The organism is Amycolatopsis sp. NPDC004747, assembly GCF_053601335.1.
Map to the genome: position 1 here is coordinate 65,537 of NZ_JBSGBQ010000038.1, position 15,247 is coordinate 80,783.

Here is a 15,247-nt window from a genome sequence, read left to right on the forward strand (position 1 = left end):
GGGTCGTCGCTCACCCCTGCAGCGTACGGCGGCACCCCCGCGCGTTGGTGAGGAACTGGCAAACCGGGCAGGCGAGCGCTCAGTCGTGCGCGCGGCGGTGGATCGCCCACACGGCCTCGGCCGCGCGGCGCCACGTGAAGTTCCGGGCCCGCTCCCGCCCCGCCCGGCTCAGCTCCGCCGCCCTCGACGGCGACCCGAGCACCTCCCGCAGCGCGGCCGCCAGGGCCGCGGCGTCCCCGCGGGGCACCATGAGACCGGCCCCGTCGGCCACCTCGGCCAGCGCCGGGACGTCGGTGTGCACCACCGGGATCCCGGCCGCCATCGCCTCCAGCAGGCCCAGCCCGAACCCCTCGGCGAGGCTCGGCACGGCCAGCACGTCGGCGTGGCGCAGGACGGTCGCCAGCTCGGCGTCGGTCACCTTCCCCAGCACCCGCAGCCGCTCGGCGGGCAGGCCGCGCTCGGCCGCCAGCGCCACCGGGTCGATGCCGCCCCAGCCCGGCTGGCCGGCCAGCACGAGCACCGTGCCCTCCAGCGCCGCGACCGCGTCGACCAGCACGTCGATGCCCTTGCGCGGCTCGATCGTGCCGACGGCCAGCACGTACCGCGCCGGCAGCTCCAGGTCCGCGTCGCCGGTGGGCACCCGCACGCCGTGCGGCACCACGCGCACCGGGACGTCGACGTCGATCAGCACCGCCAGCTCGTCGGCGACCGCCCGGGTCGGCACGACCAGCCCGGACGCCCGCCGCGCGGCCCGCGCGATCATCGACCGGTGCCAGCTGACCCCGCGCGCGGTGAGCGTCTCCGGGTGGGTCCACGGCACGGTGTCGTGCACGGTCACGCTCAGCGACTTCCCGGCCGGGGCGCGCGGCGGCGCGAACGGCGTCGGCGCGTGCACCGCGTCACCGCCCGGCCACCAGCGCAGGCCCAGCTGCCACGCGGCGACCAGCGCCCGCGGCGGGATGCGCAGCACCCGCGGCCCCTCGACGCCGTCCAGCCGGGCCGGGCCGACGTCGGCGTGCCGCGCGACCACGCTGGACACCGTCCAGCCCGGCGGCGCGGTCTTCGCCAGCGCGGGGAGCAGCTCGGCCGTGTAGCGCCCGGTGCCACCGGGCACGGGCGCGAGGAGCTGCTCGGCGAGCACGACCAGTTCGGGCACGCGGCTATTGTGCGGGACGTGACCGCGAATCCCGCCACCACGGTGGTAGTCGTGACCTGGCGGGGTGCCGGGCACATCACGGCCTGCCTCGACGCGCTCGCCGCGCAGACGCGTCCACATCGGACGCTCGTGATCGACAACGCCTCCGGCGACGGCACCGCGGCCCTGCTCGCGGCCCACCCGTCGCACCCGCAAGTGCTCCGGCTGCCGCGCAACACCGGCTACGCGGGCGCGCTCGCCGTCGCGCTCGAAAAGGTCCAGACCCCGCTGATGGCCTGGCTGAACGACGACGCCGAGCCCGCGCCGGACTGGCTCGCGACGCTGGAGGACACCCTCGAGAAGGCGCCGGCGGCCGCCGCGGCGACGTCGCTGCTCGTGCGCCCGGACGGCACCACGCAGTCCGCCGGCGTCCGGCTGACCGCCGACGGCCACGGCGCCGACGTCACCGAGCCGGCCGACGAGGTGTTCGGCTTCTGCGGTGGCGCGGCCCTGCTGCGCACCGAAGCGCTGAGGGGCGTGCACGGCGTCCCGGCCGGATTCTTCTGTTATTACGAGGACACCGACACAGCGTGGCGGCTGCGGCTGGCCGGGTGGGACGTCGTCACGGCGCCGGACGCCCGGGTCCGGCACGCCCACGGCGTCAGCAGCGGGCTGGGCTCGCCGGAGTTCCACCGCTGGAACGAGCGCAACCGGCTGCTCATGCTGCTGCGCTGCGCACCCGGCGGCGTCGCGGTGAACCAGCTGCTCCGGTTCGCCGTGTTGACAGCGGTGCTGCCGCTCCGGCCACGACGGCCGTCGGCGGCGAACTTCCGGTTCGGCCTGCGCTGCCGGGTGCTGGCCGAGGTCGTCCTGCGGTCACCTGCGACGTTGCGGGAACGCCGCAAGATCACCCGCCGCGCGGCGCTCGGCCGAGGCGCGGTCTGGGAAGCATGGGCAGGCCTTTAAGCTTGCGCCAGGATCGACGACGAGGAGCTGGCTTTGGCGCAGGGGGATCCGCAACCGCTCGTCTCGGTGATCGTGGTGAACTACCACGGCGCCGACGACACGATCACCTGCCTGCGCGCGCTCGCCGAGCACGACTACCCCGAGCTCGAGCTGATCTGCGTCGACAACTCGTCCTCCGGAGACGAAGCCGCGCGCATCCGCGAAGCCGTCCCGCAGGCCCAGGTCGTCGAAGCGGGCCGCAACACCGGCTTCGCTGGCGGCTGCAACCTCGGCGCGAAGCACGCGAAGGGCACCGTCCTCGCCTTCCTCAACAACGACGCCCGCCCGGCGCCCGGCTGGGTCTCCGCCGCGGTCGCCGAGCTGCGCGCCCAGCCCGGCGTCGCCGCCGTGGCGAGCAAGGTCCTCGACTGGGACGGCACCGGCACCGACTTCGTCGACGGCGGCCTCACCTGGTTCGGCATGGGCTACAAGCGCCACGCCGGTTCGCCGCTGGCCGACGTCCCGGCGGCCGAGCACGAGGTCGCCAAGGACGTCCTGTTCGGCACCGGCTCGGCGATGTTCGTCCGGGCCGGCGTGTTCGCCGAGCTCGGCGGCTTCGACGAGCGGTTCTTCATGTTCTACGAGGACGTCGACCTCGGCTGGCGGCTCAACCTGCGCGGCTGGCGCGTCCGGTACGTCCCCGGGTCGGTGGCCCACCACCGCCACCACGGCACGATGAACGCCGTCGACGCACCGGAGACGGGCCGCGAGACCTTCCTCCTCGAGCGCAACGCCCTGGCCGCGCTCTACAAGAACCTCTCCGACGAGACGCTCGCCCGCGCGCTGCCCGCGGCGCTCGCGCTGGCCGTGCGCCGGGCCACCGCCCGCGGCGAGCTGGACGCCACCCAGCTGGACCTCGAGCGCGGCGGTGCTCCGTCAGGCCCGATCGAATCCGGCGAAGTCGCCGTCCCCCGCACCACGCTCGCCGGGCTGCTGGCCATCGACCAGTTCGTCGAACAGCTGCCCTCGCTGGCCGAGTCGCGCGCGGTCGAGCAGGCGGCCCGCGTCCGCACCGACGCCGACCTGCTTCCCCTGCTGCGCAAGGCGTTGGAGCCCGCCTACCCGCTGCCGCGCTACCTGGCCGCGCACGACATCCTGGTCGAGGCGTTCGGCATCGAAAAGGCCTTCGGGCAGCGCCGGAAGATCCTGGTGATCACCGGCGACGCGCTCACCGAGCGGATGGCGGGCCCGGCGATCCGCGCCTGGAACATCGCCCTCGCGCTGGCGGCCGAGCACGACGTCCACCTCGTCACCACCAACCCGCTCGCCACCCCGCCGCCGGCCCCGTTCCGGGTCAGCGCGGGCAAGCACCGCGAGCTGGACGCGCCGATCGCCTGGGCCGACGTCGTGGTCCTCCAGGGGCACGTGCTGGAGCTGGCGCCGTCGCTGAAGAAGCAGCACAGCGGCAAGATCGTCGTCGCCGACCTGTACGACCCGATGCACCTGGAGCTGCTGGAGCAGGGCAAGGGCGTCGCGGACGACCAGCGCGCGGCCGACCTCGCCGGCGTCACCCGCGTCCTCGACGCCCAGCTCGAACGCGGCGACTTCTTCCTCTGCGCGTCCGAGCGGCAGCGGCACTTCTGGCTCGGCCACCTCGCCGCGCTGGGCCGGCTTTCGCCGCGCCTGTACGACGCCGACCCGACGACGCAGTCGCTGCTCGCGGTCGTCCCCTTCGGCCTGCCGCCGGAAGCGCCGGTGCGCACCGGGCCGGGACTGCGCTCGTCACTCGGCATCGGCGGCACCGACCACGTCGTGCTGTGGGCCGGCGGGGTGTACAGCTGGTTCGACCCGCTCACGCTGGTCCGCGCGATCGACAGGCTGCGCCGCCGCCGCGGCGACGTCCGGCTGGTGTTCCTCGGCATGAAGCACCCGAACCCCGAGGTCGCCGAGATGGACATCGGCACGCGCACGATCCGGCTGGCGGATTCGCTGGGGCTGACCGGCAAGCACGTCTACTTCAACGAGCAGTGGGTGCCCTACCACGAGCGCCAGAACTGGCTGCTCGACGCGAACTGCGGCGTCACCACGCACTACGAGCACGTCGAGACGACCTTCGCGTTCCGCACCCGCGTGCTGGACTACCTGTGGGCGGGCCTGCCGATCGTCACCACCGACGGCGACAGTTTCGCCGACCTGGTCCGGGCGGAGCGGCTGGGCGTCGTCGTCCCGGCCGAGGACGACGACGCACTGGCGGAGGCGCTCGAAAAGGCGTTGTACGACGAGGAGTTCGCCGCGGGCTGCGTCGAGCGGCTCGCCGTCGTCGCGCAGCGGTTCGCGTGGCCCGAGGCGCTGAAGCCGCTGGTGCAGTTCTGCCGCGACCCGCGCCCGGCGGCCGACCGGCTGCCCGGCTCGGCGGACCTGGTGACCACGCCGCCGGTGCGCGGCCGGGCCGTGCTGCGGCGGGACGTCGACCTGATCCGCGAATACCTGGACGCGGGCGGGCCGGCCGAGCTGGCGCGGCGCGTGGGCGGCCGGGTGCTCAAGGTCGCGAAGCAACGGCTCCGCCGTGGCTAGGTCCCTGAGCGTTCTCCTCGACGGAACTCCGCTGCTCGGCGCCCGCACCGGGATCGGCCGCTACACGGCCGCGCTGAGCGAAGAACTGGTGTCGATCCCGGAGGTCGACACGCGCGCGGTGGCGTTCACGCTGCGCGGCTGGCGGCGGCTGCGGCACGTGCTGCCCTACGGCGCGCGGGCCCGCGGGATGCCGGTGGCGGCGCGGCTGCTGCGGATGGCGTGGCTGCGTTCGGACTTCCCGCCGGTGGAGCTGTTCGCCGGTCCGACGGACGTCGTCCACGGCACGAACTTCGTGCTGCCGGGCCGCTTCCGCGCGGCCGGCGTGGTGACGATCCACGACCTGGCCTTTTTGGACAACCCGGACGAGCTCGCCCCGAGCGACCGCGACCTGCCGGAGCTGGTCCGCCGCGGCGCCCGCCGCGCGAACGTCATCTGCACCCCGACGGCGGCGGTGGCGGACGCGGTGGCCGAGCGCCTCGACGTCTCCCGCGAGAAGATCGTGGTGACACCGCTGGGCGTCAACCCGGCGTGGTTCACCGCGCGCCCGCCGGACGACGAGCGCCGGGCGCGGCTCGGGCTGCCTGCCCGGTACCTGTTGTTCGCCGGGGCCGCGGGCCCGCGGAAGGGCCTGAACTGGCTGACCAGGGCGCACGACTCGGCGCCGGACCTCCCGGACCTGGTGTTCGCGGGCCCGGGCCCGTTCCCCCGCGGCGACCGGCGGTTCCAGACCGGCTATCTGTCCGATGTGGACCTGCGCACGGTGGTGGCCGGGGCGTCGGCGCTGGTGCTGCCCTCCCGTGACGAGGGCTTCGGGCTGCCGGTGCTGGAGGCGATGGCCTCGGACGTCCCGGTGGTCTGCACGGACATCCCGGCGTTGCGCGAGGTGGCGGGCGAGTGCGCGAGCCTGGTCCCGTACGGCGATGTGGACGGCCTGGCGGAAGCCCTGCGGACGGCGGTGACGGACCCGCACGCGGTGGCCACCTCGGCGTCGAGGCGCGCGCACGCGGCGAACTTCACGTGGCGCACGTGCGCGGAGCTGACGGTGGGCGCGTACCGGCTGGCCTCAGGACGTCACTGACCCTCGCTCACTCAGCCGAGAAGTAGGCGTCCAGCGCCTCTTCCCACGACCGCATCGGGGTCAGCCACGCCTCGCGCCACGAAGCCGGGGACAGCACCGAGTACGCCGGACGCGCCGCCGGGCGCGGGAACTCCGCCGTCGTGCACGGCTTGACCCGGGCCGGGTCCGCGCCCAGGTGCCGGAACACCGCGCGCGCGAAGCCGCACCAGCTCACCGCGCCCGCGTTCGTGCAGTGCAGGATCCGCTGCTCCGGCCCGTCACCGGCCGCCACCCGGGAGGCCAGTTCGAGCAGCCCCGCCGCCAGGTCGGCCGTCCACGTGGGACCGCCGACCTGATCGTCCACCACGGACAGCTCCGGGCGGGAAGCCTCCAGCGCCGCCATGGTCTTCACGAAGTTCGACCCCGACTTGCCGTACAGCCAGGACGTCCGCACCACCCACGACGACGCCCCGGACCCGAGCACCGCGTCCTCGCCCGCCGCCTTCGTGCGGCCGTACGCCGACCGGGGGCCCAGCTCGTCCGAAGGCTCGTACGGCCGGGAAGCGTCGCCCGGGAACACGTAGTCCGTCGACACGTGGATCAGCGGGACCCGCCGGGACGCGCAGGCCGCCGCCAGCACCCGCGGCCCGTCGGCGTTCACCGCGAACGCGCGCTCCTCGTCGGTCTCGGCCTGGTCGACCGACGTGTACGCCGCCGCGTTGACGACCACCGGCGACGAGCCCGTCTCGCGGGCCCGCTCGGCCAGCGCTCCCACCGCGGCCAGCACCTGGCCCGTCACCGTCACGTCCAGTTCGGCGGAACCCGGGGCCACGACGTCCACCGAAGGGGACGCCAGCGCGGCGAGATCACGGCCGAGCTGCCCGGAACCCCCGGGCACGAGCACCGTCAGCGGCACGGAAACTTCCCCTACTTCTTCAGCGCGGCCCGCCCGGCCAGCGGTTCCCACCACGCACGGTTGTCCCGGTACCAGGCCACCGTCTCGGCCAGACCGTCCTCGAAGGACACTCGCGGAGCGTACCCCAGCTCACTCCCGATCTTGGTGATGTCCACCGAATACCGGCGGTCGTGGCCCTTGCGGTCCTCGACCGGCTCGACGCTGTCCCAGCCCGCGCCGACCGCCGCCAGCAGCTTCTCCGTCAGCGCCCGGTTCGTCAGCTCGGTGCCGCCGCCGATGTTGTAGATCTCGCCCGGCCGCCCGCCGTCGGCGACCAGCTGGATGCCGTGGCAGTGGTCGTCCACGTGCAGCCAGTCACGGACGTTGAGCCCGTCGCCGTAGAGCGGCACCTTGCCCCCGTCGAGCAGGGTGGTGACGAACAGCGGGATGACCTTTTCCGGGAACTGGTACGGACCGTAGTTGTTGGAACACCGGGTGATGCACACCGGCAGCCCGTGGGTGCGGAAGAACGACCGGGCCACCAGGTCGGACGACGCCTTCGACGCCGAGTACGGCGAGTTCGGCTCCAGCAGGTGGTCTTCGGTCCACGAGCCGTGCTCGATCGAGCCGTACACCTCGTCGGTGGACACGTGCACGAACTTGCCGACGCCGGCTTCCAGGGCCGCCTGCAGCAGGTTCTGCGTGCCGAGCACGTTCGTCAGCACGAAGTCGGCGGCGCCGAGGATCGAGCGGTCCACATGGGACTCCGCGGCGAAGTGCACGACGAGGTCCACGCCGGTCATCGCCTCGGCGACCAACGCCGTGTCGCAGATGTCGCCGCGGACGAAGCGCAGCCGCGGGTCGGCGGCGACCGGGGCCAGGTTGGCCTCGTTGCCCGCGTAGGTGAGTTTGTCCAGCACGACCACCTCGGCGTCGCGCAACGTCGGGTAGGCGCCGGTCAGCACCTGCCGGACGTAGTGCGACCCGATGAAGCCGGCACCACCGGTGACCAGGACCCGCATCTTCCCGCCTTTCCCTCGCACCCCGGACGGGGCAATCCGCCCCCAGCCTACGGAGGTCCCACAACACCCTCAGTAGAGTCTTCGGTGGAGACACACTGGTGTCCTGGGGGAAGCACGGGGTCGCAGGGGAGGAAGCGCGTGACCGATCAGGCTGCGCCGGCCATCCCGGCGAACCGGAGGCCACCGACCGGCCACGGTGTCGCCCTCTTCGCCCGCCGCGGCGGCAAGGCCGTGGTCTCCCTGCTGTCGGTGGCCGTGCTGGCCCTGACCTGGTACGGCTGGCACTACATCGGCGACCCGAACACCGGCCTGACCACCACGAACGTCTTCGCCGACACCGAGGCGCACGCGAAGCCGCTCGACGGCGCGGTCGACATCCTCCTGGTCGGCCAGGACAGCCGCACCGACGCCCAGGGCAACCCGCTGCCCCGCGAAGTGCTGGACATGCTGCACGCCGGCGTCTCCGACGGCGAGCTGAACACCGACACGATGATCCTCGTGCACATCCCCCAGAACGGGAAGCAGGCGATCGCCGTCTCGTTCCCCCGCGACTCGTGGGTGGAGCTGGCCGGCGGTTTCGGCAAGCACAAGCTCAACAGCGCGTTCGTCTACGCGTACACCGACACCTACCGGACGTTGCAGCGCCAGGGCATGACCGACCTCAAGGAAGCCGACGCGCAGGCGAAGGTCGCCGGGCGCAAGAACCTCATCGCCACGCTCGAGAAGTTCATCGGCAAGCCGGGCATGATCGACCGCTACGCCGAGGTCAACCTGGCGAGCTTCTACGAGATCACCAAGTCGATCGGCGGCGTCGAGGTCTGTCTCAAGGGCCCGGTCAAGGAGCAGAAGTCCGGCGTCGACCTGCCGGGCGGGCGCCAGACGATCGAAGGCGTGCAGGCGCTCGCGTTCGTCCGCCAGCGCTACGGCCTGCCCAACTACGACCTCGACCGGATCGCCCGCCAGCAGGCGTTCCTCTCCGGCCTGGCCCGCAAGGTGCTCTCCACCGACGTGCTGACCAGCCCCGGGAAGATCGCCGACCTGGTGGCGGCGGTGAAGAAGTCCGTCGTGCTCTCGCAGGGCTGGGACCTCACGGAGTTCGCCGCCCAGATGCGCGGCCTGACCGGCGGCAACATCGAGTTCCACACCATCCCCACCCTGGGCAACGCGAACATCGGCGGCGCCGACGTGCTGCGCGTCGACCAGGCCCAGGTCGCGGCGGAGGTGGCGCGGCTGACTTCGGACGGCAACGATCCGGCGCCGGCTTCGACGCCCGCGCAGCTGCCCGGTGCGACGGCCGTCACGGTCGAGCTGTTCGACGGCTCGGGCTCGCCGTCGCTGGCCGGCCAGACGCACGCGACGCTGCAGGGCCGGGGCTTCACGCTCGCCGCCGACCAGCGGCTGAGCGCCCGCAACACCACCGTCGTCCGGTACAACCCGGCCGACGACACCGCGGTCGGCCTGGTCAAGCAGGTGCTGGGCACCGGGCTGCCGGCCGAGCCGGACCGGGACGTCCCGGCCGGGCACGTGCGCGTGCTGCTGGGCAAGGACTTCCGGAACTCGGCCGCCGGCCCCGGCGGTGCCCCGACGTCGACCGCCGCCAAGCCGCCGGCCACCACGTCCGTTGTGTCCACTCCCGCCGCGCCGCCGATCACCGCGGGCGACGTTCCCTGCGTCAACTAGACTCGGTACGCAGGGTGTTCGGGGGAGGAAAACCAGCGTGGCCGACGACCAGGAAGAACCGGAGACGACCGCCGATTCGGTGACTGAAGGTGACGGCGAGTGGAAGCCGTCGCCGTTCCCGCGAGAGGCGCCCGCGCCGGCGCCGCCGCCGGCGCGGATCCGTAGGGCGGGGCGGGTGACGCGCCGGGTGGCCGTCGGCCTGGTGTCGCTGCTCGCGCTCGGCGGCAGCGGGTACGTCTACGTCACCAAGGACAAGCTGCAGAGCGCGGCCCCGACGACCGACGTGCTCACCCCGCGGGCCGGCGAGCCCGCGCCGCCGCCCGCGGACGACGGCGCGGAGGACATCCTGCTCGTCGGCAGCGACGCGCGCACGGACGCCCAGGGCAACGCGCTGCCGCTCCGGGTGCTGCGGCAGCTGCGCACCGAGGCCAACGACGGCGCGGTGAACACGGACACGATGATCGTGCTGCGGGTCCCCAAGAACGGCGGCAAGCCGTCGGCGGTGTCGATCCCGCGTGACACGTGGACGGCCATCCCGGGCCGCGGCGAGGCGAAGATCAACTCGGCGTACGGCGCCGCGAAGGCGCGGTACGCGGAGCAGGCGCGCAAGCAGGGCGAGCGTGACCAGGCGAAGATCGAACGCGACTCCGACACCGAGGGCCGCCGGGTGCTGGTGCAGGCGGTGCAGGACCTGACGCAGGTGCGGATCGACCACTACGCGGAGATCAACCTGCTGGGCTTCTACCTGCTGACCGAGGCGCTCGGCGGCGTCAAGGTGTGCCTGAACCACGCGACCGAGGACAAGGATTCGGGCGCGAACTTCCGCCGCGGCGAGCAGACGGTCTCGGGTGGTGAAGCGCTGTCTTTCGTCCGGCAGCGCAAGAACCTGCCGCGCGGCGACCTGGACCGGATCGTGCGGCAGCAGGCGTTCCTGTCCTCGGCGCTGCAACAGCTGCTTTCGGCGGGCACGCTGACCAGCCCGGGCATGCTGAACGACCTGATGGACGCGGTGCACCGGTCGTTGACCCTGGACCCGGGCCTCGACCTGCTGCAGTTCGCGCAGCAGGCGAAGGGCATCGCGTCGGGTGACCTGACGTTCGCGACGATCCCGGTGGTGACGGCGAACGGCCGCAGCCAGGACGGGCAGAGCATCGTGCAGGTCGACCTGAACGCGGTCCGCGAGTTCGTGGCGGGCCTGGCCGGGCGGCCGGCCCCGCAGGCGGCGGCGGGCGGCGGCTCGGGCAGCGGCGCCGCCCCCGTCGCGGCACCGCTGCTCCGAGCCTCGCCCGGAGTGCCCTGCGTCAACTGAAGTCGGCGCGGTGCTCCTCCGCCCACTGCCGGAACGTCCGCGGCGCGTGGCCGGTCACCTCGCGGACCACGTCGGTGACCACCGACGGCTCCCGCGTCGTCCGCTCCATCGCGCGCAGGACCTCCGGTGGGACCTCGGGCGGCCAGCCCAGCGCGACCATCCGCTCGGTGGCCTGCTCCGGCGTCAGCTCCTCGACCCGCAGCGGCCGGCCCAGTACGTCCGCCAGCACCGCCACCTGCTCCCGGAAGGTGATCGGCTCCGGGCCGCTCAGCTGCAGCGCCTCCCCCGCGTGCGAGCCGTCCGCCAGGACCTTCGCCGCGACGTCGCCGATGTCCCGTTCGTGGATCGCGCCGATGTGCGAGTCCGGGTACGGCGTGCGGACCACGCCCTCCGCGATGTCCGCGCGCCAGCCCAGCGCGTTCGTCGCGAACGAGCCCGGGTTCAGCAGCGTCTCCGCGAACGGCGCCGCGATCAGCGCCTCCTCCACCACCCGGTGCAGGCGCGCGATGCGGCTCTGCGCCGACGGCGGTTCGAGCGTCGCGCCGGACGACAGCAGCACGACGTGCCGCACCCCGGCCGCCTCGGCGGCCTTCACGAAGCCCTCGATGCCCTGCGGGCGCACGTAGAGGAACACCGCGGACACGCCCTCGAGCGCGGGCTCCAGGGTCGAGGCGTCCTCCAGGTCCGCGCGCACCTTGGCGACCCCGTCCGGCACGTCGAGCTTCGCGGCGTCACGGCTTGCGGCGCGGACGTCCTGACCTGCGGCGACGAGTGCGTCGACCACCGCGCGGCCGACGTGTCCGGTGGCCCCGGTGACGAGAATGGTCACGGCTTCCCCCCGCTTCGCAGATAAGTTTGCTTTCAAAGCAAACGTACTGAGGACGGCGATCCGGTGTCAACCGGCGCGGCCCGCGGTCCGCGCTTTAGCCTTGTCCACATGAGCCTGACCGACGAGCTGCTGCGCCCGCTGCCGGCCGCCCAACCGTTGATCACCCACTACGACGACCAGCTGGGCAGCCGCGTCGAGCTGTCCGTGGCGACCACCGCCAACTGGGCGGCGAAGACGGCCAACTGGCTGACCGAGGAGTTCGACGTCGAGCCGGGCGACGCCGTGGCGGTGCAGCTGCCTGCCCACTGGCAGACCGCCGGCGTGCTGCTCGGGGTGTGGTGGTGCGGGGCGCGCGTGGTCACCGAGGGCGCGGGCGCGCGGCTGGCGTTCGTCGGGCCGGACGACCCGGAGCCGACCGGCGCGGCGGCCACCGCCGTCGTGACGCTGGACCCGATGGGCCGCGGCCTCGCCGAACCGCCGGGCGGCGGGGCGTTCGACTACCTGACCGAAGCACGCCTGGCGGGCGACCAGTACCAGCCGCTCTTCCCCGTTCCCGGCGACACGGCCGCCCTCTTCGGCTCCACTGTGGACGAGGTACTGGCCGAAGCCAGGGCCCGCGCGGCGAAGCTCGGTCTCACCGCGGCCGACCGCGTGCTGTCCACCAGGGACTGGACCGGCCCGGACGGCATCCTCGACGGCTTCCTCGTCCCCCTGGTGGCGGGCGCGCACCTCGTCCACGTCAGCAACGCGGACCCGGCCAAGCTCGCCGCCCGCCGCGAAGCGGAACGCACCACCACCGACCTCCCCGCCTGACGCACTCTGCCGCGGCCGGTCGTGAGTGGGAAAGCGGGTTAGAACCCGCCTTACCCCTCACGAGGGCCGCGGCAGAGTGGGGAACTCAGGCGTTCTGCAGCTCGCCGACGCCGGCATCGCGGCGGGCGCGCTTGCGGCCCCACAACAGGTGGTCGAGCGAGAGCCGGCCGCCGTTGAAGCCGAGGGCGAGCCCGGCGAGCGCCAGCACCAGGACCAGTTCGTAGCCGCCCTGGCCGGTCAGGCCGTTGTCGATGTGCACCGACAGCAGCGCGCCGACCGAGATGACGACGTAGCCGATGCCGACGAGCGGCAGCAGGAAGCCCACGATGAAGGCGATCGAGCCGAGCACCTCGACGGCGATCGCGAAGACCGCGGCGGCGGTGGGCAGCGGGATGCCCGACATCTCGAAGAACTTCGCCGTGCCGGCGATGCCGTTGTCCCACTTCTGGAGCCCGTGCGCGAGGAAGACGACCGCGACGCCGATCCTCCCCAGCAACAGGGCCACGTCCTTGAATCGTCCGAACATCGGTTTCAGCTCCCGGGTAGGTGAAAGTTCAACTGACCCGACCCAAAGTAGGGCACCGGGCACCCTCACCCGAAGCTCCGGAGCGTGATCGACAGGAAACCGACAGGCGCCGTCAGCGCTTGTGCGCCCGGGCCGCACCGAAGCAGTACACGCCGAACGCGGCGAGGCCGAGGGCCACGACGACCAGCAGCACGGTGCCGAAGGGCTGGGCGGAGAGCGTCTTGAGCGCGGCGTCCAGGCCGCCTGCCTTGTTCGGATCGGCCGTGAACCCGGCGATGGCCAGCAGGATCGCGACGATGGCCAGGACCACGCCCTTGGCGAGGTAGCCCGTGGTGCCGATCCAGCCGATCCAGCGCTTGGTCTTGCCCGGCAGCTCCGTCGTGTTGAGGTCCTCGAGGAACTTCTTCTTCGCGCCCTTGACGGCCGCCGCGATGGCGACGCCGAGCACGCCCGCGGCGGCGAGCACGACCAGCGCCGGCCCGGCCGGCAGCTTGAGCAGCTCGGCGGTGAACTCCTGCTGCTTCTGGTTACTGGAACCGCCGCCCCCGCTGCCGGCGGCGATGCGGATGGCGGTGATGCCGAGCAGGATCACCACGACGCCGCGCGCGGCCGCGCCGATCCGCTTGCGCGTCCGCTTGCCGCCGCTGACCCACTCGTACCCGGTGGCGGCCATCAGGAACTGCCAGAGCCCGAACAGGATCAGGCCCACGGCGACGATCCAGAGCAGCACCTGGCCGAAGGCCGTGGAGCCGATCTGCTGCAGGGCACCCTTCTGGTCGGCCTGCTCGCTGTCGCCGAACGCGACCTGCAGGGCGAGGTAGGCGATGACCAGGTGCACGACGCCGTAGCACACCATGCCGACCCGGCCGAGCACTTGCGCGGTGTTGCTCTTCTCGCCTCGTTCGGCGGTGGCCTCTGTCCGGTTCATGCCTGCTGGAGTACCCATGCCCGGCCTTGATCCGCTCGGCCAACCGGCCTAATCACTTGCTGTACCCGGGACGGTCGCGTGCGTACACCGCTCCGGCGCGGTCCTAGGCGGGGCGGCGCCGCACCTCGTCGAGGCCCGCCCAGCCGCCGTTGACCGCGAGCAGCGTCAGCACCTGCTCGGCCTGCTCGGCGAACCGGGTGAGGTCCTCGTGCAGCAGGGCCGCGCGCTCGCCGTCGAGCTGGTCGAAGTCGTCGAACCACAGCGAGATGGCCGATCCGGCCGTGACGGCGAGCCCCTGCGTCAGGCTCAGGAACCCGGGCGACGGCTCGGCGGCGGCCGCGCGGTAGGCCGTCTCGATCTCGTCGCACGCGGCGAGCAGGTCACGCAGCTGGCGGACGGCACCGGCCGGGGTTCCGTCCCAGGCGGCGGTGGGCCAGGCGCGATCGGACAGCTCGAGCCACAGCCGCCAGCCGGCGACCAGCTCGGCTTCGTCGTGGGGCGTCCAGGACGCCGGAACCGGCCAGTACATGCTTCGAGAGTGACACCGGCGGAGCGGAAATCCGCCCCGCCGGTGGGTTATGTCTCATGTGGCGAAACTCAGCTGATGACGGGCGGCACGAAGACGCAGGGCGGCGTCGTGGCGTGCGCGGGGTCGAGCGCGTTGAGCACGAGTCCCTGGGCGACGGGGTCGTAGGTGATGCCCAGGTGATCGGTGAAGTCGAGCCCGCAGACGTTTTGCAGCAGGATGTTCTTCACGTTCGGCGCCGGGGCGAGGAAGGCGCTGCGGTACGGCGTCACGACGTCGTCGTAGCGGGTCTGGACGACGGTGTACTGGATCCCGGGCACGGTTTCCCCGCCGGCGTTGAGGTCGGTGAGGAAGTCCGAGCCGACGGCCTGCTCGTTGCAGGCCTGGCAGACGGTCCCAAGCGCGGCCGGGACACCGGGGATCCTCTCCAGGGTGCTCAGCAGGCCGAACAGGTCGGTGCCGTGGTTGGACGGCGACAGCCCGACGAGCCTGCTGATCTTGTCCGCGCCGCCGAGGTACTTGATCCAGTACCGGATGTTCATCCCGCCCTGCGAGTGCCCGACGACGTCGAGCTTCGCCGCCCCGGTGGCGGCGAGGATCCGGTCCCCGAAGGCGGCAAGCGCTTTCGCGGTGTCGGCGACGGGCCCGACGGTCTGCAGGAAGGCCCCGGGAGCACCGCCGAAGTTCCCGGCGAAGACGCAGTACCCGGCGTCGGCGAGCTTCTTCGAGAGGTTGGCCCAGTTCTCGTAGGCGTTGGCGGTGGTCCCGTTGGAGAGGAGAACGGGGTTGGGGTGCCGCGCGCCGGGCTTGCAGTTCCAGTCGTTCGCCCCCGGCGGCGCGATGGTCGGCGCACCGAGTGAGTAGAGCGCCGCGGTGAGGATGGTGGGCTGCACGGGCCCGGTCGGTTCCGTTTCCGCGGCCTGAGCGGCCCCCGCTCCCAGCACGAGTGCCGCCACCGTGGCCGCGGCCGCCGTGAGCCACCTGCGCGTCGTTGCGCCCATCCGCTTC

The 15,247-nt window shown here is 72.9% G+C and carries 14 protein-coding genes; 6 read left to right on the plus strand and 8 right to left on the minus strand.

The window, feature by feature from the left end:
• Positions 1 to 79 precede the first annotated feature (79 nt).
• Positions 80 to 1,156, minus strand: a complete 1,077-nt coding sequence (locus tag ACWEGE_RS39925; RefSeq protein WP_449665682.1) for a glycosyltransferase family 4 protein — start codon at positions 1,154 to 1,156, stop codon at positions 80 to 82.
• 9 nt (positions 1,157 to 1,165) lie between these two features.
• Here ACWEGE_RS39925 and ACWEGE_RS39930 point away from each other — a divergent pair, with 9 nt between their 5' ends.
• The 3 genes from ACWEGE_RS39930 to ACWEGE_RS39940 are packed head-to-tail and all read left to right on the plus strand — an operon-like array spanning position 1,166 to position 5,732.
• Positions 1,166 to 2,101 (plus strand): glycosyltransferase family 2 protein, encoded by a 936-nt coding sequence (locus ACWEGE_RS39930; RefSeq protein ID WP_449665683.1) that lies wholly within the window; start codon positions 1,166 to 1,168, stop codon positions 2,099 to 2,101.
• A gap of 33 nt (positions 2,102 to 2,134) precedes the next feature.
• On the plus strand, positions 2,135 to 4,654 hold the full coding sequence (locus ACWEGE_RS39935) for a glycosyltransferase (protein ID WP_449665684.1): 2,520 nt from the start codon (positions 2,135 to 2,137) through the stop codon (positions 4,652 to 4,654).
• Positions 4,647 to 5,732 (plus strand): glycosyltransferase family 4 protein, encoded by a 1,086-nt coding sequence (locus tag ACWEGE_RS39940; RefSeq protein WP_449665685.1) that lies wholly within the window; start codon positions 4,647 to 4,649, stop codon positions 5,730 to 5,732. Before ACWEGE_RS39935 ends, ACWEGE_RS39940 begins: the two co-directional genes overlap by 8 nt.
• 7 nt (positions 5,733 to 5,739) lie before the next feature.
• Here the strand turns inward: ACWEGE_RS39940 and rfbD are convergent, their stop codons facing one another.
• Entirely contained in the window at positions 5,740 to 6,627 is an 888-nt protein-coding gene (gene rfbD / locus ACWEGE_RS39945) for a dTDP-4-dehydrorhamnose reductase (RefSeq protein WP_449665686.1), read from the minus strand.
• An 11-nt stretch (positions 6,628 to 6,638) separates the two neighbouring features.
• The gene (rfbB, locus tag ACWEGE_RS39950; RefSeq protein WP_449665687.1) at positions 6,639 to 7,628 is read right to left on the minus strand and encodes a dTDP-glucose 4,6-dehydratase; all 990 of its coding nucleotides are present in this window, start codon (positions 7,626 to 7,628) and stop codon (positions 6,639 to 6,641) included.
• Between the two features lie 138 nt (positions 7,629 to 7,766).
• Between rfbB and ACWEGE_RS39955 the strand changes: the two genes are divergently transcribed.
• Both ACWEGE_RS39955 and ACWEGE_RS39960 read left to right on the plus strand, forming a co-directional pair.
• Positions 7,767 to 9,308: an LCP family protein gene (locus ACWEGE_RS39955; protein WP_449665688.1), complete on the plus strand. Its 1,542-nt coding sequence runs from the start codon at positions 7,767 to 7,769 to the stop codon at positions 9,306 to 9,308.
• A 37-nt stretch (positions 9,309 to 9,345) separates the two neighbouring features.
• Entirely contained in the window at positions 9,346 to 10,617 is a 1,272-nt protein-coding gene (locus tag ACWEGE_RS39960) for an LCP family glycopolymer transferase (RefSeq protein WP_449665689.1), read from the plus strand.
• On the opposite strand, the gene ACWEGE_RS39965 is transcribed toward ACWEGE_RS39960, so the two are convergent.
• Entirely contained in the window at positions 10,610 to 11,446 is an 837-nt protein-coding gene (locus ACWEGE_RS39965) for an NmrA family NAD(P)-binding protein (RefSeq protein WP_449665690.1), read from the minus strand. The two genes, ACWEGE_RS39960 and ACWEGE_RS39965, sit on opposite strands and share 8 nt — an antisense overlap.
• 108 nt (positions 11,447 to 11,554) lie before the next feature.
• On the opposite strand from ACWEGE_RS39965, the gene ACWEGE_RS39970 reads away from it, so the two are divergent.
• A complete protein-coding gene (locus ACWEGE_RS39970) occupies positions 11,555 to 12,259 on the plus strand; it encodes a TIGR03089 family protein (protein WP_449665691.1) in 705 nt (234 codons plus the stop codon).
• An 85-nt stretch (positions 12,260 to 12,344) separates the two neighbouring features.
• Here ACWEGE_RS39970 and ACWEGE_RS39975 read toward each other — a convergent pair whose 3' ends face one another.
• From ACWEGE_RS39975 to ACWEGE_RS39990, 4 genes are all read right to left on the minus strand, one after another.
• Entirely contained in the window at positions 12,345 to 12,785 is a 441-nt protein-coding gene (locus tag ACWEGE_RS39975; protein WP_449665692.1) for a DoxX family protein, read from the minus strand.
• 112 nt (positions 12,786 to 12,897) lie between these two features.
• Positions 12,898 to 13,713, minus strand: a complete 816-nt coding sequence (locus ACWEGE_RS39980; RefSeq protein ID WP_449665693.1) for a DUF1206 domain-containing protein — start codon at positions 13,711 to 13,713, stop codon at positions 12,898 to 12,900.
• Between the two features lie 103 nt (positions 13,714 to 13,816).
• Positions 13,817 to 14,242, minus strand: a complete 426-nt coding sequence (locus ACWEGE_RS39985) for a hypothetical protein (RefSeq protein ID WP_449665694.1) — start codon at positions 14,240 to 14,242, stop codon at positions 13,817 to 13,819.
• A 68-nt stretch (positions 14,243 to 14,310) separates the two neighbouring features.
• Entirely contained in the window at positions 14,311 to 15,240 is a 930-nt protein-coding gene (locus ACWEGE_RS39990; RefSeq protein ID WP_449665695.1) for an esterase/lipase family protein, read from the minus strand.
• Positions 15,241 to 15,247: the final 7 nt, after the last annotated feature.